The organism is Gilliamella sp. Pra-s60, assembly GCF_009795755.1.
Classification (GTDB): Bacteria; Pseudomonadota; Gammaproteobacteria; order Enterobacterales; family Orbaceae; genus Gilliamella.
Genome location: NZ_WTFA01000009.1, coordinates 1 through 24371 on the forward strand (window position 1 = coordinate 1; position 24371 = coordinate 24371).

Consider the following 24371-nt stretch of genomic DNA (forward strand, 5'->3'; position numbering starts at 1 on the left):
CGAACTCAGAAGTGAAACGCCGTAGTGCCGATGGTAGTGTGGGTATTACCCATGTGAGAGTAGGGTGCCGCCAGACTTTTAAATATAAATAAACACACCAAATACGGTGGAGCGGTAGTTCAGTTGGTTAGAATACCTGCCTGTCACGCAGGGGGTCGCGGGTTCGAGCCCCGTCCGTTCCGCCACCTTATTTAGGGGCGTAGTTCAATTGGTAGAGCACCGGTCTCCAAAACCGGGTGTTGGGAGTTCGAGACTCTCCGCCCCTGCCAAAAAATAGCTATTTTGATTCAATTTTGTTCGCTTGATTACTTTTATTTATATAAATAAAAAATTTTTGTTTACAGATTGACTTAGTTAATTATAATTCCCGCCAACTAATTTTAAAACTAAAGGGGATAAAGCATGACTGATAGTTTTGTGAGCCAACAGCGATTTTTTGATAATAAAAATTATCCAAGAGGGTTCTCTCGTCATGGGGATTTTACCATTAAAGAAGCACTTATTTTAGAAAAACATGGTTGTGCTTTTAGAGATCTTGATACAGAAGTAAAAAAACCAGCTACAGCTGAAGAAAAATCATTTTTAGCAGTTTGTAGAGGAAAAAAACAGGCATCGACCGATTTTGAAAAAACATGGTTAAAATACCTTTCCCGAATAAATAAGCCAAAACGTTTTCATACATTATCAGGCGGAAAACCACAAGTTGATGTAATTGATGATTTTGTTGACACTGATGACTAATTCGTTAACCAATATTTTTGTGTAATTGAATTAGTAATCTATCCATAGAACGATAACTTAATGCTTCTGAAATATGTTTTCGTTCTATATTATTTGAGCTATCTAAATCCGCAATGGTCCTTGATACTTTTAATATTCGATGCCATGCTCTAGCGGATAGGCCCAATTTAATCAGTGCCTGTTCTAGGTATTCACTATCTTCATTTGATAATTTACAATGACATTGAATCTCTTTTGCACTTAATTGACTATTTAGTTTATTACTTCTTTTAAATTGAATATTTCTTGCTTGTAGAACTCGTTGTTTTATTGTTTCAGTTGATTCTGCTGTAATTGTTTTTTGACTTAATGTTCCTTTGGGTAATAATGGAACTTCAATGGAAATATCAAATCTGTCAAGAAATGGTCCTGATAATCGATTTAAATATCGAATAGTTTGTTGCGGAGTCGTTCTATTATGAGTCCCTTGATAGTGCCCTGTTGGACTTGGATTCATAGCAGCTATTAGTTGGAACTTTGCTGGAAATTTTATTTTTGCATTCGCTCTTGAAATAATAATTTCACCTGATTCAATTGGTTCTCTTAAAGCGTCTAATACTTTTCTGTTGAACTCAGGCAATTCATCTAAAAACAATATCCCATTATGAGCTAGTGAAATCTCTCCTGGTTTAGGGATTGTTCCTCCGCCAACTAGCGCTGCAGCTGATGCGCTATGGTGTGGCGATCTAAAAGGTCTCTTACGCCAGTTCTTAATTGTCCCATTTGGACTAACTAGACTTGTTATTGCTGCACTTTCAAGTGCTTCTTCATCTGATAATTGTGGTAATAAAGATGTTAAACGAGTAGCTAACATTGTTTTACCTGTTCCTGGAGGGCCAATTAATAATAAATTGTGTCCTCCTGCTGCCGCAATTTCTAATGCTCTTTTGGCGTGTTCTTGTCCGATTATATCTTGTAGACAGGCCAAGTTATTATCAACATCTTGATATTCACGATATTGAACACTTGGTAAATCAATCTGATTATATAAATATTGGCATAATTCTAATAAATTGCTAGTAACCAATGTATTATTTTCGTGAATCAAAGAAATTTCAGATTGGTTTTCAGCTGAAATAATTAAGGTACGTTTATTCTTTTTAGAAGAAATAGCAGCAGGAATAGCCCCTTTTACTGCTCTGATATTTCCAGACAGAGCTAATTCACCTAAAAATTCATAATGTAATAAATTTTCTGTTGGAATTTGTTCCGTTGCGGCAAGAATAGCAATAGCTATAGGTAAATCGAAACGGCTTCCTTCTTTTGGTAGATCTGCCGGAGATAAGTTTACTGTTATTTTTTTAGCTGGAAAAGTAAAACCGCTATTAATAATAGCACTTCTAACTCGATCTTTAGCTTCTTTAACAGTTGCTTCAGGTAGTCCAACTAAAACAAAGCCAGGCAAGCCATTACTAATATGAACTTCAACGTTTATTAAAGGAGCCTGTATTCCAATAGATGCCCGAGTATAAATAGTTGCAAGAGACATAATTTTCAATCATTAACTTGTTTAATAGTATAATTATGATATTAGAAAATATCTATTAAACTATTAAATCATCTAATTAATGGGAGCTAGCACACAATAAATGATTTGATTTTGTAATAATTTCAAATCTTTTTATTTAAAATCAGCTTTGAAATAAATAATGATATAAAAAATATGCAAGTATTACTTAATACTATTGATGGTCCTGTTGGTGTGTCATAAATAAATGAAAATATTAGTCCAGAAATAACTGATAACATACCTATTATTATTGCGATTAATGCCATTGCTTCTGGATTCTTTGAATAATATTTTGCAGCAGCAGCTGGAATGATAAGCAAAGATGTTATAATCAATGATCCAACAAATTTCATTGCTAAACCTATTGTTAACGCTAATAGTAGTGTTAAAAGTAATTTTATGAGCTTTAAATTGACACCATGAGTGAAAGCTAATTCTTCACTCACAGTAATAAATAAAATATTATTCCATTGCCAAAATAGCAAAGCGCCAATAAATATCACACAAACAGTAATTTGATAAAAATCTGAATATGTTACTGATAAAAGATCTCCAAATAAGTATCCGATTAAATCAATACGAATATTTTTCATTAGGCTAATTACTACTAAGCCAAGTGATAATGCGCTGTGGGCTAAAATACCTAATAAAGTATCGATTGGAAGTTGTTTTTGAGTTTCTAACCACAGTAACCCTAAAGCTAATAAAATTGTCACAAAAATGACGGCATAAAATAAATTGATTTTTAATAAAAAACCAAATGTTATTCCCAGCAAAGCAGCGTGTGATAATGTGTCGCCAAAATAAGACATCTTTCGCCAAACAACAAAAGTACCTAAAGGCCCTGTTATACAGGATAGACATAACCCTGTTAATAAAGACGGTAATAATAATTCAATCATTATTTTTTCCATAGCTAGGCAGAATAGTTTGCCTTTTATTGTTTAATAGACGTTTTACAACAATCATGTTGGTGATTATGATGATGTTTATAGACAGCAATTTGTGGTGTTCCATGTTGGCCAAAAAGTGAAATAAATTCTGGGGCATTAGAAACGATAGCTGGTGTACCAGAACAACAGACGTGATGGTTTAAGCAAATGACCTCGTCCGTTTTTGCCATTACTAAATGAAGATCGTGAGAAACCATTAAAACACCACAATTAAACTCTTGTTTTGCATCAACGATTAAATCATATAACAACTCTTGTCCATTAACATCCACTCCTTGAGTCGGCTCATCAAGAATTAATAATTGAGGCCGCTTTGCCAGGGCTTGTGCTAATAATACACGTTGTAATTCACCACCTGATAATTGATGCATCGATTTATTGAGCAAATAGTCAGCTTTTACCATTAATAATGTGCTGAGAATATCTTCGTTATTTAATTGCCTATTTAAGCGCATAAAGCGTTCTACGGTAATAGGAAGCGTTGAGTTTAAATTGATTGATTGTGGTACATAACCAATCGTTAAATTAGGTGTACGCGTTATTGTTCCTGATGTATATGGAATCAACCCCAAAATAACTTTCACAAGGGTTGATTTACCTGCACCATTAGGTCCTAGTAATGTAATAATTTGATTAAGATAGATTGCTAAGGAAATATCATATAATATTTTTTGATGGTTAATTTCCACCGAAACTTTATGTAGTGAAATTAGTGGAGTCATATTATTGAGAACCTTGCTTACAAATATGTTATGTTATATTATAACAATAAAATAATTGTATTCTATCATAATTTATAAATTATAGGATAATGGTGTGAAAAAAAATATTCTACGAAATAATAGGCGAACTTCCTTATTCTTTATAATATTGGGTTTGTTAGTGTGTATTCAGTGTATAACTAATTATGCTAACGCAAAAGTTATTTCGTCTGTAAAACCAATAGGATTTATAGTAGAAGCAATCGCTTCAGGCGTTACAGATACAGATGTTTTACTTCCTGATGGTGCATCTCCACATACTTATTCTTTAAAACCGTCTGATCTGGTTAAGCTTAAATCAGCGGAGCTTGTGATTTGGGTTGGTGAGGATATGGAAAATTTTATGCCAACAATATTGAAAAGTATTGATAAAGAAAAACAAATTGAATTAATGGCGATACCAGAAATTAAAGGACTACTTAGAACTAGTCATGATATTCATGAGCATGAAGCTCTTCAAGCTCATGATGCGCCTGATCAAGATCATCATGGTGAATATGATGAGCATATTTGGCTTTCACCTAAAATTGCTAAGGTTATTGCACATTCGATCCACGACAGACTTATTACCTTGTATCCAAATAAAAGAGCGTTGATTGATGAAAATCTAGCCGAATTCATCATTAAGCTTGAAGAAACAGAACAAAACATTGCAAAAAAAATAATTACCGTACAAAATAGAGGGTATTTTGTGTTTCATGATGCCTATGGGTATTTTGAGACTCAGTTCGGATTGAAAAAACTAGGCAGTTTTACTATAAATCCAGCAGTTCAACCAGGTGTTCAGAAAGTTTATGCTATTCAGCAAGAGCTCAAAGAACACCAAGCAGTATGTATATTTCGAGAACCACAGTTTAGCCCTGCTGTTATTGAAAAATTAGTGAATGGAACAGATGTACGAGTTGGAGAATTGAATCCATTAGGAACGGGTATTGCTCTTTCCAAAGATGCATATTCACAATTTTTATTAAAATTAACAAAGCAACTGTTGGATTGTTTAGATAAAAACTAGTTTTAGTAATAAATAGTTAAGGTTAATTTTGGCAAGAAAAATAAAATCCTCTGATATTGGAAAAAGTAGTTTTAAATTTCCCTATTTTTCAGTATCGGGAGGACTTTTTATTGTTATCTTATTTTCTGTTTTGTGGCGTCCACTCAATTTGGATAGAACCGTTTATGTTCCTTTAACACCTCAAGCTGAAACTACGGTTAATGACAATACACAATCCTCTACTACAGATGATGAAAAAGTTGAGATAGTAAATGGAAAGCCAGCTGTTGTTACTGAATCATCAGATGATCCTGAAGATGAAATCGCTAAAGACGAATTAGATGACATTGTTGATGATAAAGATAACTCTGTACAATATACTATTGTGCGTGGTGATACCCTGCATGATATCTTACTTCGTTATAATGTTAATCGAAATGATATCTATCAGTTAACGACAAAATTTAAGCAACTTGCAAATTTAAGAATAGGTCAGCAGGTTAGTTGGACAACTGATGATAATCATAATTTGCAAACGTTTAGTTGGACAATTTCAAGTAATAACATTCGGATTTATGAAAAATCGGGGGATAAATTTGTAGAAAGCTCCGAGACAGTGGAGGCAGTCCCACAAGATATTGTTATAAAAGGTGAAATAAAGAATAGTTTTGTTTCTGATGCTCGAAAAAGCGGGCTAACAAGTAATGAAATAGCTATTATAACTCGTGCTTTACAGTGGCGCTTAGATTTTCGTCGATTACAAATTGGGGATAAGTTTTCAGTTGTTTTAACGCGAGAAATGCATGGTAAAAGTTTATCCAATAGTCAGTTGCTAGGTGTTCGCATTAAGAATGGAACTAAAGATTATTATGCTATTTTAGCTGATGATGGTAAATATTATGACATCAATGCTAATAGCTTATCCCAAAGTTTTTTCCGTTACCCTTTAGCAAAAAAAGCGCGTGTATCTTCTGGATTTAACCCTCGCCGTTTACACCCAGTTACAGGGCAAATAGCCCCACATAATGGTGTTGATTTTGCGGTATCGCGTGGTACACCTGTATTATCGGTTGGTAATGGCGAAGTAGTAATTGCAAAGTATAGTGGTTCAGCGGGTAACTATATTGCTATCCGGCATGGACGACAATATATGACAACTTATATGCATTTGGATAAAATCTTAGTCAAACCAGGCCAACAGGTTAAGCAAGGTGATAAAATCGGATTATCAGGAAACACAGGCCGTTCTACTGGGCCTCATTTGCACTTTGAATTACACATTAATAATAAACCTGTTAATCCTTTAACGGCAAGCTTACCTATTTCGGAAGGATTAACTGGTAAGTCGAAGAAAGCATTTTTATCAAAAGTTAAAAATATTAGCTCACAGTTAACATTTTAAATTTATGTGCTTTTTTATAATTAAATGTGCAATTTCCTGAGCTTTTTTACCAAAATAAGGGCAAGGTATCCCTAAAAAATTGTGTTATTATAGGCTAATTATTATTGAATAATAAATGTTAGGTGCAGTTTGAACACATCAACTAAAACAACAAAAAAACGATCTTCAAAAAAAACTAAAAAAAATAAAAATTCTACACTTTGGCGAAGATTTTTAGCATTACTATTTAAGTTATTTCTTGTCTTAACCTCTGTAGCTATTATTTATGGTATTTATCTTGATCAACAAATCAAAGAGCGAATCGACGGAGATGTTTGGGAATTACCTGCAGCAATTTACGGACAAATTATTGATCTTGAACCTGATAGTGAACATAGCCTAAACGATGTAGTTACAATATTGATTGGCGCACAATATCGCCAACAAGAAGCTAAAGCCACTCGTCCTGGTGAATTTATTGTAAGTAATGATGCAGTGGAAATTTATCGTCGTCCTTTTACCTTTCCTGATGGAGAAGAACAAGCATTTCGTGTCAAAATTACGTTTTATGACAATCGTATAGATCGTATCACCAATCTAGATACCGGACGCGATTTCGGATTGCTTAAAATTGATCCAAAATTAATTACTATGATGCGCTCGCCAAATGGTGAACAGCGTTTATTTGTACCATTAAAAGAATTTCCTCATTCATTGTTACAAACATTAGTAGCAACAGAAGATAAGCGGTTTTACGAACATCATGGCGTAAGTTTATATTCTATTGGTCGTGCTATTTTTGTTAATTTAACAACAGGTCGTACCGAAGGAGGTAGCACCTTAACTCAACAAACAGTTAAAAACCTTTTTTTAACTAACGAACGCAGTTTAAGCCGTAAAATACGTGAAGCCTATATGGCACTAATTTTGGATGCTCGCTATAGCAAAGAACGTATTTTAGAACTTTATTTAAACGAAGTTTATTTTGGACAAGCAGGTAGTGAAGAAATTCATGGCTTTCCATTAGCAAGTCTTTACTATTTTGGTCGTCCAGTTAATGAGCTTACATTAGATCAGCAAGCAGTACTTGTAGGTATGGTTAAAGGTGCTTCATTATATAATCCTTGGACACAACCACAACAAGTTATTGAGCGCCGTAATGTGGTTTTAAAACTTGCACAGCAACAAGGTATTATTGATGATGAGTTGTATAACTTATTAAGTCAGCGCCCACTATCAGTTTTACCCAAAGGGGGCGTGATTTCGCCACAACCAGCATTTATGCAAGTTGTTCGTAATGAGCTTAGAAAACAATTAGGAAGCAAAGCGGATCACTTGTCAGGTATGAAAATTTTTACTACCTTTGATCCGGTTGCTCAATCTTCTGCAGAACAGGCAGTAACCAATCAAATTGAAAATCTTCGAAAATCAACTAATAAAGAACTACAAGCTGCAATGGTTATTGTTAGTCGAGAAACAGGGGAAATTCGTTCAATTATAGGTAGTGCTGAACCTCGTTATCCTGGTTATAACCGTGCTTGGTTAATGCAGCGTGCAATTGGTTCATTAGCTAAGCCATCAACTTATTTAACCGCTCTCGGACAGCCGGATCATTACCAACTTAATACATGGCTTAATGATAGCCCGCTATCTATTAAGCTTGATGGTGGAAAATACTGGGAACCTAAAAATTATGATCGTAAATTCCGCGATCGTGTTATGTTAGTGGATGCTTTAGCGCTTTCACTTAATGTCCCTACTGTTAATTTAGGTATGGAATTGGGGCTTGATGCAACAAAGAATACTTTACAATCGTTAGGAATACCTTCAGAGCGTATACCGAACTTACCATCAAGATTACTTGGTGCCTTAGAATTAACACCGCTAGAAACTGCGCAGATGTTCCAAACGATAGCTAATAATGGTCAACGTTCTCCACTTTCTATTTTAAGATATGTATTGACAGATAAAGGAGAGTTAGTTTATCAAAGCTACCCACAACAGCTTCAGGCAGTATCTCAACAATCGGCTTATTTAACCACTTATGCTATGCAACAAGTGGTTAATTCAGGGACATCTCGTTCATTAAAAGCTAAATACGGCTCGTTTAATTTAGCTGCTAAAACTGGTACAAGTAATGACTCTCGTGATAGTTGGTTTACCGGAATTGATGGTAAAAATGTTGCTGTTATTTGGATTGGTTTAGATGATCATTCTCCTATGAAATTAACAGGAGCAACTGGAGCCTTAAAAATTTATAGTGAATATCTACAAAATAACCCGCCCAAAAAATTAATATTACCATTACCTCAAAATATATTTATGGCGCCTATTGGTAGTGATGGGCAGTGGCAATGTGATGGGAGTGGCGTTCGCTCTTTACCTGTATGGACAACTAACCCTCAAAATCTATGTGCTGGCAATAATCAATTAATGCCTGCTCAGCAAGCGCCAACTTGGGTTACTGACCTATTAAATAACTAGGTGAAACAATATGCCTGAATTACCAGAAGTTGAAACAAGTCGCCGAGGTATTTTGCCGTATCTAAAGGGACAGATTATCGACAAAATTATTGTTCGACAGCCTAAATTACGTTGGCCTGTTGATAGTGCTATAAGTAATGTGAACGGGCAAGTTATTTTAGATATCAAACGTCGTGCAAAATATTTATTATTACAGTTACCCAACAATTGGATAGTGATTCATCTTGGAATGTCTGGTAGTTTACGTATTTTACAGGCTCCACAAAAAGCAGAAAAACATGATCATATTGATTTAGTTTTAGAAAATGGCATTATTCTACGTTATACCGATCCTAGGCGTTTTGGTTCTTGGCTTTGGGCAAATTCACTCGACGAAATACCTCAGTTACAACATTTGGGCCCAGAACCTTTAAGTAATGAATTTTCTGCCGATTATTTATTTGAAAAAGCCCGAAATAGACGAATTCCTGTTAAAAGTTGGATTATGGATAACCACATTGTGGTTGGCGTTGGCAATATTTATGCTTCTGAATCGCTATTTATGGCAAAAATCAATCCAAATCGAAAAGTCAATTCTCTAAAATTAAAGGAATTTGAAAAGCTTGTTGCCTCTATTAAACAAGTGTTGACCAAATCGATTGAGCAAGGGGGAACAACACTCAAGGATTTTCTGCAATCAGATGGCAAACCAGGATATTTTGCACAGAAACTACAAGTTTATGGTCGGGCTGGCGAACAATGCTTTATCTGTGGTACAGAAATAAAGTCACAAAAGATTGGACAGCGTAACACTTTTTATTGTGAATATTGCCAAAAATAGTCACATTCATTTTAAATAAATCACTTCTTTTTTGTATAAAAAATATCTTTTAAAACTCTTTAAACCTTATTTAAATAGGATTAGTATATTCAACTACAACAAAATAATTACTTTTTATAGTAAAACTATTAATCTTATAGATATTTTTTATTTTAAATACTATAGACTTGTTACCAGATATCGGCTATCTTGCCGCTGTAAGTTAATATTTAGGGTTGATTAGCGATAGTTATTAATTAGGTTTATATCCTTTTGTTGGTTTTTTATTTAATTTACTCAATGTATATTATTTTTATTAAGGAATTTAAGATGATCAAATTTGCTTCTCGCTTTTTGACAACTTGCTTTTTTTTGTTTTTTGCTACGATAGCTCATTCGGAAGTTAGAATTATTATTACCGATGGTGTAAGTTCAGCTAAACCCATAGCTGTTGTTCCATTTAAATGGATTGGCGGTGGAGAACCTCCACAACTTATTGAAGATATTATAGCTTCTGATTTACGCAACAGTGGTAAGTTTAATCCTATTGACGTTAATCGTATGCCCCAAAAACCAACAACCGCTTCAGAAGTTACCTCAGCAGTATGGAATAGTCTTGGCGTTTCTGCGGTTGTAGTGGGAACGATTCAACCAGATGCATCAGGAAAATACCTTATAAATTATCAATTAGTAGATACAGTTAACCGTCCTGGTACTGTTTTGGCTCAAGATCAATTTTCTATTGAAAAACGTTGGGTTCGTTATGCTGCTCATACTGCTAGTGATGAGATTTTTGAATCCCTAACAGGTATCAAAGGAGCATTTAGAACGCGAATTGCTTATGTTGTTAAAACAACTAAAGGGCCTTTTTCTCACGAATTAAGAGTATCTGATTATGATGGATATGATCAAATCACAGTTCATCGTTCTAAAGAACCTTTAATGTCGCCTACATGGTCACCAGATGGCAAAAAAATAGCTTATGTAACTTTTGAGGGGGGACATTCTTCATTAGTTTTAAAAACATTGGACAGTGGTGCTGTGCAAACAATTGCTTCCTTCCCTCAACACAATGGTGCACCCGCATTTTCCCCTGATGGTAGCAAATTGGCATTTGCGTTATCTAAAAGCGGTAGCTTAAATTTATATGTGATGAACTTAAGTAATAAAAAAATCACGCAAATTACTTCTGGTCGTAGCAATGATACGGAACCATCTTGGATGCCAGATAATGAAACTATTGTTTATACTTCTGACCAAGCAGGTCGTCCTCAACTATATAGCATCAACATCAATAATGGTTCGTCTGAAAGGTTGACTTGGGATAATACACAAAATCAGAATGCTCGCGTATCACCTGACGGCTCTTTTATTGCTATGATTTCAACTAATAATGGTGAACAGCATATTACTCGATACGATATGGACACAAAAACATATCAACGCTTAACTGACACTTTTTTAGATGAAACCCCGAGTATTGCACCAAATGGTACAATGATTATCTATAGTTCATCACAAGGATTAGGTACAATTTTAAATCTGGTTTCTACTGATGGTAATTTCAAAGCAAAATTACCTGCAACCGATGGGCAAGTAAAATTCCCTGCATGGTCGCCATATCTATAAGGTAGCTTAAATATTATGCAATATTACAATTATTAAAATTGTGCTAAGCGTTAGGTCGTTATAATATATACTTCTAATCTTTCAGGTCTGTAACTACTGTTACTTTGAAATCGGTTAGATATGTAAAATATAAGTAATAATTTATTCAAACAAAGGAGTTAATACAATGCAATTTTCTAAATTTCTTAAAGTAGCTGCGGTTACTTTACCATTAATTGCAGTTACAGCATGTTCATCTAATAGCAGCCGTAACGCAGGTGGTAATTTAAACGGTACTTTATCAAAAGAAGCTTTAGAACAACTTCAAAAATTGGAGCAAATCAATACTGTATATTTTGATTTTGATAAATACAATGTTAAATCTGAATATGCAACATTATTAAATGCACACGCTGTATTTATTCGTGCAAATAATGTAAAAGTTGTTATTGAAGGTCATGCCGATGAACGCGGTACTCCAGAATATAACATCGCATTAGGTGAACGCCGTGCCGCTGCAGTAAAATCATACTTACAAGGTAATGGTGCTTCTGCAAGCCAAATGGAAATCGTTTCTTATGGTAAAGAAAAACCAGCGGTATTAGGTCATGACGAAGCAGCTTATGCTAAAAACCGTCGTGCTGTAGTAACTTATGCTGGATATTAATAACATCTTGTAACGGCTGATTATTCAGCCGTTTTTATTTTCTAAGTTCACGCCGAGTTTAATAATATGCATAAAAAAATACTCATATTGTTCTTATTTCTTTTATTCACAGGTTATGGTTGTGCTACAGGGAGCTCTGATGTAGAGCGAACTATTCAAGCTCAAGGGCAATTATTGATTCAAAATCAACAAAAAATTAGTGATTTACAGGCAGATGTAGATACATTACGCGGTCAGTTGGAAGAAACAAAATATCAACTTAATCAGATAATTGAACGCCAAAAAATGATTTTGCAACAAATGGCCAATGGTTCTGGATTATCATCAAATTCTAATTCAGACTCACAAGATAGTAGTCCTGCACCATCTTCTGACTCGACTTCAGCAACATCTTCTTCATCAGATTTGTCTGGATGGACAACTTCAGGTGATGACAAAGCTGATTATAACTTTATCATGCAGTTTGTTAACGATGATAAACAAAATAATGAAGCTACTGCTGCATTTCAAAAATATTTAAAAGCCTACCCAAAGTCTAGTTACCGAGCTAACGTTAATTATTGGCTTGGTCAACTTTCGTATAAACAAAGTAGAAAAGATGATGCTTCATATTATTATGCAACTGTGGTAAAAGATTTTCCGTCTTCTCCAAAAGCAGCAGATAGCCTTTATAAAGTAGGATTAATTTTACTTGATAAAGGTGATACTAAAAATGCTAAAGCTGTTTTTCAACAAGTGATAAATAAATATCCAAAGGACAAAAATGCTGTTGCGCTTGCAAATAAAAAGTTAGCATCACTAAAATAAAATGTATAAATAAAAAGCGGTTGAATAAAAATAGCAATAAAAGGGTTGCGTAGCATTATGATTATAAGTATTATAGCAACCCGAAATTACTTGAAAGCTTCTTAATTAATGGCAGAGTAATTCTTTTCAAAATGGGTCGTTAGCTCAGTCGGTAGAGCAGCGGACTTTTAATCCGTTGGTCGAGCGTTCGAATCGCTCACGACCCACCATTTAGTTACACTCTCTAGTTACATTCTTTAATTATATTCTTTAGTTACACTATCACTAAGCAAATCAGAACGATCTAACAATGATGATAAAAATCAACATAAACGTTCGGGATATGCTGTTTGGAATAGTGCGGTTGGTTATCAAACAAAATCTTATGATATAACGCTATCATTCACTAATTTATTAGGAAAAGAATATTGGCGTTCAAATAGCATGCCAGGCACACCAAGAGCCTTTTTGTTGACGGCAAGTTATAAATTATAGCCAAAAATAAAAAGAGGGAGTTTTCTCCCTCTTACTTTCAAAAAGATTATTGGCCTTTAGCCGAAAGCTCAATAATTTTCATCGTAACTTCAAATGATTTCAGGAATGAAGATAATGGTAAAAACTCAAAGCAAGAATGGAAGTTGTGAGCACCAGTAAAGTAATTTGGTGTTGTAAGCCCTCTTGCTGAAAGAGCAGAACCATCTGTTCCACCACGCATAGCGATTGTTTTTGGTTGAATATCAAGAAGCTCAAATGATTGATAAATTAAATCAATACAGCGACGATCGTCACCTAAATAATTAGCAATATTGCTATAAGTATCGCTAATTTTACATTCAATTTTAGCTCTTGGATATTTAAGACTAATAAGATCGACGACTTGTTGAATATAAGCTTTACGTGATTCATATTTAGCTAAATCAAAATCACGAATACTCATTTTTAATGTTGTTGTGCTTTGATTACCCACAATATCATTAAACCAAAAATAACCCTCTTTACCCTCAGTATGTTCTGGTGTTTCAAAGCTATCAAAACAGTTGATAATATCGTTAGCAACACGAATAGGATTGATTAACACATTTTTAGCAGACATTGGATGAGCAGAAACACCCGCAATATCAATAGTGACAGAGCCTGCATTAAACGTCTCATACACAACTTCGCCCAGCTCACAACAATCAATAGTATAAGCAAAATCAGGTTTAAAACGGTTTAAATCAAGTTTTTTAGCGCCATTTAAGCCGACTTCTTCATCAGGAACAAAAGCCACATAGATATCACCATGAGAACAATTTTGTTGTTGTAACTGATCCAACATGGTCATCACGACAGCAATGGCCGCTTTATTATCTGCACCAAGTACACTAGTACCGTCTGTTACAATCAATTCATCATTTAGATATTTATTCAGCTCAGGATGTTCATCAACTTTAAACCAAATATTCTTTTCTTTATTTAAAAGAATATCTTGCCCAGTAAACGTAACACGTTGAGGATTGATCTTATCTGATAAAGCAACATCGACAGTATCAAGATGAGCAACATAACCAATTTTTGGCGCATTAGGATTATTGCCCGGTAATTTTGCTGTAACAATGCTATGCTCATCAAGGTGAACATCTTGTAGATTAAGAGCGATCAATTCTTGTTGAAGTTGCTTAGCTAATTCAGTTTGTCCGGGCGTAGAAGGCACATGAGCACAGCCAAAAGTACTTTGGCTTGGTATACTGACATAACGCAAAAAACGCTCAACTAATTGTTCTTTAATATTCATCGTATTTTGACTCCTTATGGTACTAATTACTTGCTGGTGGATAGACATAACCGCTGTCAAAACCAATTGGTAGACCAAGGAACCAAAAGAGTAGCAAGTTTATTGTTAATGCAATGAGTAGTGCTGCGGTATAAGGTATCATCATCGAACTTAATGTTCCTACTCCGGTATTTTTGCAGTATTGTTGGCAATAAGCAATAATCAACGGATAAAAAGCAAACATAGGCGTACTGACATTAACCGCCGAGCTGATACGATAAGCTGCTTGGGTTAATTCAGGTGAGATACCAACCGACATCAGCATGGGTACAAAAATTGGTGCTAAAATAGCCCACTTAGACGATGCAGAGGTAATTAACACATTTAACATACTTGTTAAAATTATTACCCCAAAGATTGTCACGACCGAAGGCAAGTGCAGTGCTTTTAAAAACTCAGCCCCACCAATAGCAATTAATGTCCCAATTTGTGAGTGAGAAAAAACATAAAGAAATTGTGCACAAAAGAAAGCAAAAACAATAAATGGAATAAGCGATTTGGTGATATTTTCCATTGCTTTTACAATATCGCGGGACGATTTAAACGTACCAGTAATAAAGCCATGAATTAAGCCTGGAATTGCAAAAAACACAAATAATAGTGGCACAATGATTTGCATAATAGGTGCTTTATTACTCGTCATACTTCCGTCAGGAGCACGTAATAAAGAGTTTTCTGGTAATAATAATAAAACTAAACCAATCGCAATAGCTAAAAAAACAATTGAAGCAATTTTAAAAGCACGGTTTTCAATAGGTGTAATTTCAGGTGAATTGGTAATATTGTCTGATTCTAGATCATTATTTAAAGGCATGGTCGCCTTTAAACGGGGCTCGACAATTTTATCGGTAACAAACCAGCAAGCAAGTAAAACAAAAAAAGTACCACCAAAACTCAAAAAGTAGTTACAAAGCACATTAACTTGATAAGAAGGATCGATAATTTGGGCAGCACTTTGAGTAAAGCCTTGCATAATTGGATCGATAATTGACGGTGTATAACTTGAACTAAATCCACCAGCTAGCCCCGCAAATGACGCAGCAATCCCTGCTAGCGGATGACGACCAATAGCGTAAAACATCATCGCAGATACAGGCATTAAAATTACATAAGCCGAATCAGCCGCAATATGACAAACCATACTAACAAAAATAACTGACGGTGTGACTAATTTTTTAGGTGTAACAGCCAATAACTTCTTAAGTAGCACATGAATATAACCACTACTTTCAGCAATACCAATACCTAATGTTGCAACGATTGTAATGCCAAGTGGCGGAAAGGTAACAAAATTAGGTACCATCTTAGTAAAAAAGGTGACTAAATTCTCAGGCGCCAACATATTGACGACAACGAGTTTGTTTTGCGTGACTGGATTAATGTAATCAAAGTTTACAAAAGAAAGTAATAAAGAGGCGACAAAACAAATGACTAAAGCATAGAAAAACAATGTTGTGACATCAGGGATTTTGTTTCCAATTCGTTCAATAGTATTTAAAAAACCACCTGTTTTTATTGGTGATGAATTTGTTTTTGGGTTCATAAAAAATAAGATTAAATATTATTCGGATTGTTAATTTAACACATCTTTATTGTGTAGGTAAATAACATCATTAACTCTATTTTATAGTTAACCGTATATTTATCTAAAACTTTTTTATATTGTGATTGTTCACATAATTTTAAACTAAAGTTAATAACGCTAATATAATTGCTAATCAATATACTGCTTACTTACTTTATATATTATTGAGCAACTATTAAAATAAATATTAATAACATATTAATTTTATAAAAATTGCCATAAATTGGCCGGTAACATTCAGCGATTGCGCATGTTTTAAAAACCAAGTTTATTAAAAAAGCATGGTGATTTAAAGTAATAGTTTGTAGACTATGCTCCATTATCACTTTTAGGTTGTATACACAGTATATAAATCAGATATGAATCTTTTAAAATCTTTAGCGACTGTAAGTTCAATGACGATGGTCTCGCGCGTATTAGGTTTTGTGCGTGATGCCATTATTGCGCGCTTTTTTGGTGCGGGCATGGCAACGGATGCATTTTTTGTTGCTTTTAAACTTCCTAACTTACTACGGCGTATTTTTGCCGAGGGGGCATTTTCGCAAGCATTTGTGCCAATTTTAGCCGAATATAAAAATCAACAAGGTATCGAAGCAACTCGCACATTTGTTGCCTATATTGCAGGTTTATTAACCTTAGTATTAGCGATTGTCACCTTAATTGGTGTTGTCACCGCTCCTTTTGTTATCATGCTCACCGCACCGGGGTTTATGCAAGAATCAACTGAAAAGTTTGAATTAGCAACCACCATGTTGCGCATAACCTTTCCTTACATCTTTTTTATATCGCTAGCCTCATTGGTTGGTGCAATATTAAATACTTGGAATCGGTTTTCTGTACCGGCATTTGTGCCAACTTTGCTGAATATCAGCATGATTATATTCACACTTTTTTTTACGCCTTACTTTAACCCACCAGTATTAGCACTGGCGGTATCGGTTGGTGTTGGTGGCATTTTACAATTACTCTATCAACTACCTTATTTAAAAAAGATTGGCATGTTAGTACTGCCTCGTATAAGTTTAAAAGATAGCGGTGTCTGGCGGGTATTAAAACAGATGGGGCCTGCAATTTTAGGGGTATCGGTTGGGCAAATATCTTTAATTATTAATACAATTTTTGCCTCGTTTCTTGTTTCAGGATCGGTTTCTTGGATGTATTATGCCGACCGATTAATGGAATTCCCTGCGGGGGTGCTGGGTGTGGCATTGGGTACTATTTTATTGCCATCGTTAGCCAAAAGCTTTTCAAAAGGCGATCATAAGCAATATTCAGAATTATTAGATTGGGGATTACGCCTCTGCTTTTTATTGGCCTTACCAAGTACGATTGCATTAGGGGTTATTTCGCGACCATTGATATCAACACTATTTGAATATGGACAATTTACCTTAAATGACACCCTAATGACACAGCGAGCATTAGTTGCTTACTCTATAGGACTACTTGGATTGATATTGATTAAAGTTTTAGCACCAGCCTTTTATTCACGTCAGGACATAAAAACGCCCGTCAAAATTGCCATTATTACGCTAATTTTAACACAGCTAATGAACCTTGCTTTTATTGCTCCACTACAACACGCAGGTCTATCATTATCCATTGGCTTAGCCGCCTGCTTTAATGCTGGGTTATTGTATTGGCAGTTGCGTAAAAAGCAACTTTATCAACCGCAACCCGGTTGGTATGGATTTTTAATCAAAATCATCATAGCGGTAATTTTAATGTCTGCGGCATTATGGTTTGGTTCGCAATTATTACCCGACTGGTCAACAGGCTCAATGTTGGCTCGTATTGGACGATTATTTTTATTGGTCGTGGTTGGGATTGTTATCTATTTTGCGGCATTGATTGCCATGGGATTTAAGATAAAACACTTTATTAAACGAATTGATTAATAAAAACGAATAAAGATCAATTAGAATAAAAATCATTAATTATAAAACTAATAAGGAAATAGGATGAATAACGTTTCTTTCTTTACACTACCTATTATAGGTAGTGCAGTTTATTTTTTATTGAGTTGTTTTTTTCCACTGTGTTTCACATTTGTGTATTACCATTACGAATTTTCTTTTGACTCATTTTTGTTATTCTTCTCTAATATTTCATTTTATTTCTTTCAAGATATATTAGTAAACGCATTATGGATTTTTGGGGTGTTGTCGATTACTCTTCATTATGCCAATATTCATATTGTTAATAAAATCAATACAATAATCTTTATTTTTATAATGATTATTTTTTCGACAATTGCTGCATTTATTCAACAAAGCATCATTATTTATTTCTACGAGACACCTATTTTTCCAGTAATAATAATCGTTATCTCAACAGCAATTTTTTGTCCTTTGCTATACAGCTTATTAATTTACTATTTAACCAATTTCTTCAAAAGCTACTTTATAAAAAGCAAACAGCCATTTGCAATTACAGCAACTAATAGCCCAAATATTCACTTTATTTTATTTTCAACGTTTATTTGTTTTATCTTGATTAAAGGATATTGGTTAATTGCTGATGCTTTTGGTTTTTCGCTTAGTTATGTTCAAGAGTTTTTGTATCTTAGCGCAATATTGCTTGGGCTGTTTTTGTCTAAAAACTGTTTTAAAAAGCCCTTTAATAAAATTCAATCAGAACGGCTTATTAAAAGCATTTTTGTATCTGCCATAATGATTTTTATTTGTGTGATTTTTTATTTTGCCTCTATATACCATATGCCAATAAGGTTTTATATTAACGCCACTACCCTGATTCGTGTAGGTCGTAGCTTGCTCTTGTTGATATTACTTATTATGCTAATTGGTTTGATTCTTAATAAAGTGACTAACTATTATTTTTTAAAACAAAAATACTAGCCAAAAAATCGGTCAAGAAAGGTATTGATTTTATTTAAGTTTTTATTTAACTCTTTTCTGACCGATTTTTTATCAAAATAATGTTTTTTTGTTGGTGCATGAAATGGGGGTAGTGCGGTGGTTTCGGACGTTTTAGCTTTGGGTGAACAAAACAGCTATCGTGCTTACGTCCGAGTCAGAGAATTAAAGCTAATTCCTTTAGCAATCCCACGCTTTGGCTACAGAATGTGGCCTTCGGCTACGCTACTCGTATCATCCTGATACTCGCCTCTACGAGGCCATCTTCGCTATGCTCAGGTGTTCAAATTTGTTCCAGACAAATTTGTCCGCCGCCGTAACAAGACAACAACATAACCTTAGGTGTTTTTTGTGCGTTGTTTTTGTGTTAAAAAGCAACGCAAAAACCCCAAAAAATCGGTCAGGAAAGGTATTGATTTTATTGAAGTTTTTTTGAGGTGTTTTTTACCAAAATCGCGATTAAAAACCGCTACCTAAAACAGCGACTAAAAACGACCACTCAAGCACCATAAAAAATGCCACTTCCCCAAAAAAATCCAAAGCAACACACTCAACCTTCTAACAAATCTTTACAATAAATTAACAAAAAAAGTGGCAGATTATTCACCATCAAGCTATAATTTTTAGGCTTTTTTAGGCAAGGAATCGCTTATTAATTAGGCGAACGGATATAAAAATTCAAATAAAACAATAAATTACTTGACAAGGAAATAAAAATGCATTACCATGGTTGGCATCTGGCATCTGGCATCTGGCCTGCCAAACCTATGCCCTAAATCTTATTGATTCGCACAGTGGTCAAAAACAGGCGCCACAGTTATTTTCATCACCGAAGTCATTTCGCGTAGCGAAATCGACGCCGTCATCGGCAAAATTATCGTCGATATCCAAGTGGTTATTAAAACCGCCATTGCTATTCAAACCGTCATTATTGTCTAAATCGGCACTGTTTTTTGCGCCATTGTTGTTATTGTCATATACGCAGGATACAGAGGCGTTAACGGCTTATACCTCAAGGGCTATCAAGGGGAGTGCGCCGTATTTAACGTTTGATGGTGGGGTAACAAAATTAACGAATGCAGACCGTTTATTGTCAATAAAGTTGCAGGATGGCACGGTATATACAAGGTCAACCAACCCATCGACACCAACAAATCCAATCAGGTTGCCATATGTGGGGAGTAACTTAAGTCATATACAGACGATAGTACCACCATCAAGGAGTTCAATCACGATGAATGATTTGGTCAGTCAGGGTTATTGGGGTGATGATGATGGAGACGGACAGGGAGTAGGTGGAGTAACGGCATCGGGGAGTATATTGGTGGCGTTTAGGGATAAAAACGGTACTACGGTTAATCGTACTGATGCATTGGATATATGTAATGCACCGTATAAGGTAACTTTAACAAGTACAAGTGGCACATTAAGCACGCAGTATGGGGTGCCAAGGAGTAGTAGTTTTAGTGGCGCTACGGTGGATTATTATATTAATCCAAATGACGATATCCGTATTTGTTCGGTCAGGCCGAGTTTGTTGTGGGGTGGAACAACTGGCATCGTTTCTAACGACTCCCCAATCTATGCAGGTCCTGCTAACATATGGAATCCTAGTAAGGGCTTTTTAGTTCAGTCAACGAGTCCATCATCTTACGGCCAAAATTTCCCAACAACGGGAGCTGATGGTTTGTATTTTGATTTGGATATAGGTGGTATTGACGGAAGTCAGTTAAGTTGGACAGTTAACACAAGTGGAAGTATAAGTGCAACGGTGAGTTGGAGGTTGCCAGTCTCAGACCCAAGGAATTCTGATATTGATAAATGGATTATGGATAAATCCAAAAATGTAACACGGGTAACGTTGCATGGTCCTAAAGCTGATAGTACTCAAATAAGTTCAAGTCGTCCAAGTTCACTAACACGTCCATCTTTGCCACAGACCTTCGAGTTGGTGGGAAGGGATAGAAGTGGTAATGAGGTGAGATATGGCTTTGTGTTAAAGCAGTGGTTCGTCCATCGTAGTAATAAAAGGGATATCCATTCTAATCAAACAGCATGGTGTAATAGATTGGGTTATCGATTGTCAAGGGTAAGGGATTTAACCAATTCAAACCGTTACGGTTTAGGCGCACAACCTCATTCATCTGGTAATCATTACCAGCGTCACATAGGTGCAGGCTTGCTCGCTGAGTGGGGCTTCATGTACGGCTACGCTGGTGTGAGCTTCGACGGCACCCCCTGGACGAGCGACACAAGTGGCGGCGACCCGTTCGATGTCGGCTGGTACAGCGGTTATGTCGGCTGGTACTCCCCTTCCAACAGCCGTTCTGCTGTTTGCACCGCACCTTAGTTTTTATTTCTTAATCTTTAGGGAGCGGAAGGGGGTTAAGGTGCCTGAGGGGATAATATAAAAAAGAATAAAGCCCCCGCGGCAGTTGGGGCGTTTCCCTTAGGGTTGCGCCGTTGTGACAAAGCCACAATAGCGCCGCCCCCCGCCGCCGACGCTGAAAGCGTCGATGGCAGTTTTAGTGGATTACGATGTGGCGGTTTAAATTCTTGGTCTATTTGTAGTACGGCAAGGTTTTGGACGTTTTGACCTTTGGTGAACAAAATAGCTACAGTGACAACGTCCGAGCAAAGGGAATTAAAGCGAATTCCCTTTGCAATTGCTCGTATCATCCTGATACTCGCCTCTACGAGGCCACCCTCGCTATGCTCAGGTGTTCAAATTTGTTCCAGACAAATTTGTCCGCCGTCGAAACAAGACAACAACATAACCTTAAGTGGCTTTTATAAGTTACTTTTTTATAAAAAACAGCAAAAACTTCCCAAAAATCAGTCAGGAAAGGTATTGATTTTATTGATGTTTTTTGGCCATTTTTATCAAACAAAACCACCCCCAAAAAAATCTAAAGCAACACACTCAACCTTCTAACAAATCTTTACAATAAATTAACAAAAAAAGTGGCAGATTATTCACCATCAAGCTATAATTTTTAGGCTTTTTTAGGCAAGGAATCGCTTGTTAATTAGGCGAGCGGGTATAAAAATTCAAATAAAACAAGAAACTACTTGACAGGAAATTAAAAATGCACTATCATGGTTGGCATCTGGCATCTGGCATCTGGCCTGCCAAACCTATGCCCTAAATCTTATTGATTCACACAGTGGTCAAAAACAGGCGCCACAGTTATTTTCATCACTGAAGTCATTTCGCGTAGCGAAATCGACGCCGTCATCGCGGTCTTTAGTGGCGATATCTTCGGCGGATTCTTCAACAACATCCTCGGTCACATCATTGGCCTTATTTTCGGCAAAATTATCGCCGATATCCAAGCGGTTATATAAACCGCCATTACAATCCAAACCGCGCTTATTGTTTAAGCCATTATTGTTATCTAAATCGGCACTGTTGTTTGCGCCATTGTTGTTATTGTCATACACGCAGGGAGCGCAGGCGTTAACGGCTTATACCTCAAGGGCCATAGAGGGCAGTGCGCCGTATTTAACGTTTGATGGTGGGGCGACTAAATTAACCAATACAGACAGTTTATTGTCGATAAAGTTGCAGGATGGCACGGTATACACAAGGACAACCAACCCGTCTACGCCAAGCAATCCAATCAGGTTGCCATATGTAGGGAGTAATTTAAGTAATATCGATATGATAGTACCGCCATCACGGAGTTCAATCACCATCAATGATTTAGTTAGTCAGGGAAATTGGGGGGATGATGATGGTGACGGACAGGTAACAGCATCGGGAAACATATCGGTAACGTTTAAGGATAAAAACGGTAATACGGTTAATCGCAGTGATGCATTAGATATATGTAGAGGTTCCCCTTATAAGGTAACGCTAACAAGTACAAGCGGTACATTAAGCACTCAGTATGGTGTGCCAAGGCGTAGTAGTTTTAGTGGTGCTACGGTGGATTATTATATTGCTCCATATGAGTATGCCGGTATTTGTTCGGTCAGGCCGAGTTTGTTGTATGGTGGCACAAGAGGTCTAGATTCTTACGATAAGTCAAAATTTGCAGGCCCATCTAACATATGGAGTCCAACTAAGGGCTTTTTCGTTCAGTCAACGAGTCCATCATCTTACGGCCAAAATTTCCCAACAACGGGAGCTGATGGCTTGTATTTTGATTTGGATATAGGTGGGCTTGATGCACGTCAGTTAACTTGGTCTCCAGTCACTCATAGTGGAATAACAGCAACGGTGAGGTGGAGACGTCCGAATACAGGAAGGGCCAACCCACCAAACGGGGGGACTATCCAATCTGATAGATGGATTAGCGATAAATCAAATTATGTAACACGGGTAACGTTGAGAGGTCCAGAAGCAAAAAGCCAGTGGCACGCTTATAATCCAAGTCGAATTACAGTGCCATCTTTGCCACAGACGTTTGAGTTAGTCGGTAGGGATAGTAATGGTAATGAAGTGAAGTATGGATTTGTGTTAAAGCAGTGGTTCGTCAATCGGGGTAATAAAGGTGGTACTGCTTATAGTCAAACAGCATGGTGTAATAGTTTGGGTTATCGTATGCCACGGGTAAGGGATTTAACCAATGCGGTCAGAACAGCTACCCCGCCTATTTCAGGCGCAACACCTAGCTCATCAGGTAATTATTATCAGCGTCACATAGGAGCAGGCTTGCTCGCTGAGTGGGGCGACATGCGCAGCTACGATGATGCGCAGTTCGTCTACAATGGCAACTACTGGACGAGTGATGCTTCAGGTAACAAGCAGTTCGTTGTCGGCTCGTACGACGGCGACGCCTTCGGCTACGAAGCTGCCCGCTTCAACTTCTATGGTGTTTGTACCACACCGCCTTAAAAGAATCAAGCCCCCACGCAAGTGGGGGCTTTCCCTTAGGGTTGCGCAGTGGCGGTTTAAAGCGATGGTCTATTTTAGTTTGGCAAGGTTTAGAACGTTTAGGCTTTTTCTAAAAAAACGCCAAATAAAAACTTCAATAAAATCAATACTTTTTCTGACTTATTTTTTATCAAAATAATTTCTTTTTGTTAGTGTATAGAATGGGGTAGGTGCAGTGGTTTCGGACGTTTTGACCTTTGGTGAACAAAATAGCTACAGTGACCACGTCCGAGTCAGGGAATTAAAGCGAATTCCCTTTGCAATTGCTCGTATCATCCTGATACTCGCCTCTACGAGGCCACCCTCGCTATGCTCAGGTGTTCAAATTTGTTCCAGACAAATTTGTCCGCCGTCGAAACAAGACAACAACATAACCTTAGGTGTTTTTTGTGCGTTGTTTTTGTGTTAAAAAGCAACGCAAAAAAAAACAAAAAATCAGTCAGGAAAAGTACTGATTTTATTGAGGTTTTTTCTTGTTGTTTTTTCTAAAAAAAC

16 protein-coding genes and 3 tRNA genes are annotated in these 24371 nt (G+C 36.3%); 14 read left to right on the forward strand and 5 right to left on the reverse strand.

The features are described 5' to 3' along the window. Positions 1-108: 108 nt before the first annotated feature. The 3 genes from GQ596_RS07285 to GQ596_RS07295 all read left to right on the forward strand — a co-directional run bounded on the left by GQ596_RS07285 (position 109) and on the right by GQ596_RS07295 (position 741). Positions 109-185 (forward strand) — tRNA-Asp (locus tag GQ596_RS07285). 8 nt (positions 186-193) lie between these two features. Next, positions 194-269, forward strand: a tRNA-Trp gene (locus tag GQ596_RS07290). A gap of 133 nt (positions 270-402) precedes the next feature. Further along, positions 403-741 (forward strand): DUF413 domain-containing protein, encoded by a 339-nt coding sequence (locus GQ596_RS07295; protein WP_160401023.1) that lies wholly within the window; start codon positions 403-405, stop codon positions 739-741. 4 nt (positions 742-745) lie between these two features. Here GQ596_RS07295 and GQ596_RS07300 read toward each other — a convergent pair whose 3' ends face one another. The 3 genes from GQ596_RS07300 to znuC form a co-directional block, all read right to left on the reverse strand. Further along, complete coding sequence (locus GQ596_RS07300) at positions 746-2269, reverse strand: YifB family Mg chelatase-like AAA ATPase (RefSeq protein WP_160401024.1); 1524 nt, start codon at positions 2267-2269, stop codon at positions 746-748. A 122-nt stretch (positions 2270-2391) separates the two neighbouring features. Next, complete coding sequence (gene znuB, locus GQ596_RS07305) at positions 2392-3192, reverse strand: zinc ABC transporter permease subunit ZnuB (protein ID WP_160401025.1); 801 nt, start codon at positions 3190-3192, stop codon at positions 2392-2394. 35 nt (positions 3193-3227) lie between these two features. Then, positions 3228-3965, reverse strand: a complete 738-nt coding sequence (znuC, locus tag GQ596_RS07310; RefSeq protein WP_160401026.1) for a zinc ABC transporter ATP-binding protein ZnuC — start codon at positions 3963-3965, stop codon at positions 3228-3230. A 94-nt stretch (positions 3966-4059) separates the two neighbouring features. Here znuC and znuA point away from each other — a divergent pair, with 94 nt between their 5' ends. The 8 genes from znuA (at position 4060) to GQ596_RS07350 (ending at position 12950) form a co-directional block, all read left to right on the forward strand. Continuing rightward, positions 4060-5016: a zinc ABC transporter substrate-binding protein ZnuA gene (gene znuA / locus GQ596_RS07315; RefSeq protein ID WP_202113767.1), complete on the forward strand. Its 957-nt coding sequence runs from the start codon at positions 4060-4062 to the stop codon at positions 5014-5016. Positions 5017-5044: 28 nt separating this feature from the next. Next, a complete protein-coding gene (gene mepM, locus GQ596_RS07320) occupies positions 5045-6397 on the forward strand; it encodes a murein DD-endopeptidase MepM (protein WP_160401027.1) in 1353 nt (450 codons plus the stop codon). Positions 6398-6526: 129 nt separating this feature from the next. Next, positions 6527-8860, forward strand: coding sequence for a bifunctional glycosyl transferase/transpeptidase (gene mrcB / locus GQ596_RS07325; protein WP_202113768.1), 2334 nt, complete (start codon positions 6527-6529; stop codon positions 8858-8860). Positions 8861-8870: 10 nt separating this feature from the next. Continuing rightward, the gene (gene mutM / locus GQ596_RS07330) at positions 8871-9680 is read left to right on the forward strand and encodes a bifunctional DNA-formamidopyrimidine glycosylase/DNA-(apurinic or apyrimidinic site) lyase (protein ID WP_160401028.1); all 810 of its coding nucleotides are present in this window, start codon (positions 8871-8873) and stop codon (positions 9678-9680) included. A 312-nt stretch (positions 9681-9992) separates the two neighbouring features. After that, the gene (gene tolB, locus GQ596_RS07335) at positions 9993-11288 is read left to right on the forward strand and encodes a Tol-Pal system beta propeller repeat protein TolB (protein WP_370516490.1); all 1296 of its coding nucleotides are present in this window, start codon (positions 9993-9995) and stop codon (positions 11286-11288) included. A gap of 166 nt (positions 11289-11454) precedes the next feature. Continuing rightward, positions 11455-11934, forward strand: a complete 480-nt coding sequence (gene pal, locus GQ596_RS07340) for a peptidoglycan-associated lipoprotein Pal (protein ID WP_160401030.1) — start codon at positions 11455-11457, stop codon at positions 11932-11934. Positions 11935-12000: 66 nt separating this feature from the next. Then, positions 12001-12741, forward strand: a complete 741-nt coding sequence (ybgF, locus tag GQ596_RS07345; RefSeq protein WP_160401031.1) for a tol-pal system protein YbgF — start codon at positions 12001-12003, stop codon at positions 12739-12741. 133 nt (positions 12742-12874) lie between these two features. Continuing rightward, positions 12875-12950, forward strand: a tRNA-Lys gene (locus tag GQ596_RS07350). A 311-nt stretch (positions 12951-13261) separates the two neighbouring features. On the opposite strand, the gene pepT is transcribed toward GQ596_RS07350, so the two are convergent. Both pepT and GQ596_RS07365 read right to left on the reverse strand, forming a co-directional pair. After that, complete coding sequence (gene pepT / locus GQ596_RS07360; protein ID WP_160401032.1) at positions 13262-14494, reverse strand: peptidase T; 1233 nt, start codon at positions 14492-14494, stop codon at positions 13262-13264. 22 nt (positions 14495-14516) lie between these two features. Next, positions 14517-16076 carry an AbgT family transporter gene (locus tag GQ596_RS07365; RefSeq protein ID WP_160401033.1) on the reverse strand — a complete coding sequence of 520 codons (1560 nt, stop codon included), beginning with the start codon at positions 16074-16076 and terminating at the stop codon, positions 14517-14519. A gap of 401 nt (positions 16077-16477) precedes the next feature. On the opposite strand from GQ596_RS07365, the gene murJ reads away from it, so the two are divergent. From murJ to GQ596_RS07380, 3 genes are all read left to right on the forward strand, one after another. Continuing rightward, the gene (gene murJ, locus GQ596_RS07370; RefSeq protein ID WP_160401034.1) at positions 16478-18016 is read left to right on the forward strand and encodes a murein biosynthesis integral membrane protein MurJ; all 1539 of its coding nucleotides are present in this window, start codon (positions 16478-16480) and stop codon (positions 18014-18016) included. Between the two features lie 1708 nt (positions 18017-19724). Continuing rightward, a complete protein-coding gene (locus tag GQ596_RS07375) occupies positions 19725-21344 on the forward strand; it encodes a hypothetical protein (protein ID WP_160401035.1) in 1620 nt (539 codons plus the stop codon). 753 nt (positions 21345-22097) lie between these two features. Beyond that, the gene (locus GQ596_RS07380; RefSeq protein WP_160401036.1) at positions 22098-23837 is read left to right on the forward strand and encodes a hypothetical protein; all 1740 of its coding nucleotides are present in this window, start codon (positions 22098-22100) and stop codon (positions 23835-23837) included. Positions 23838-24371: the final 534 nt, after the last annotated feature.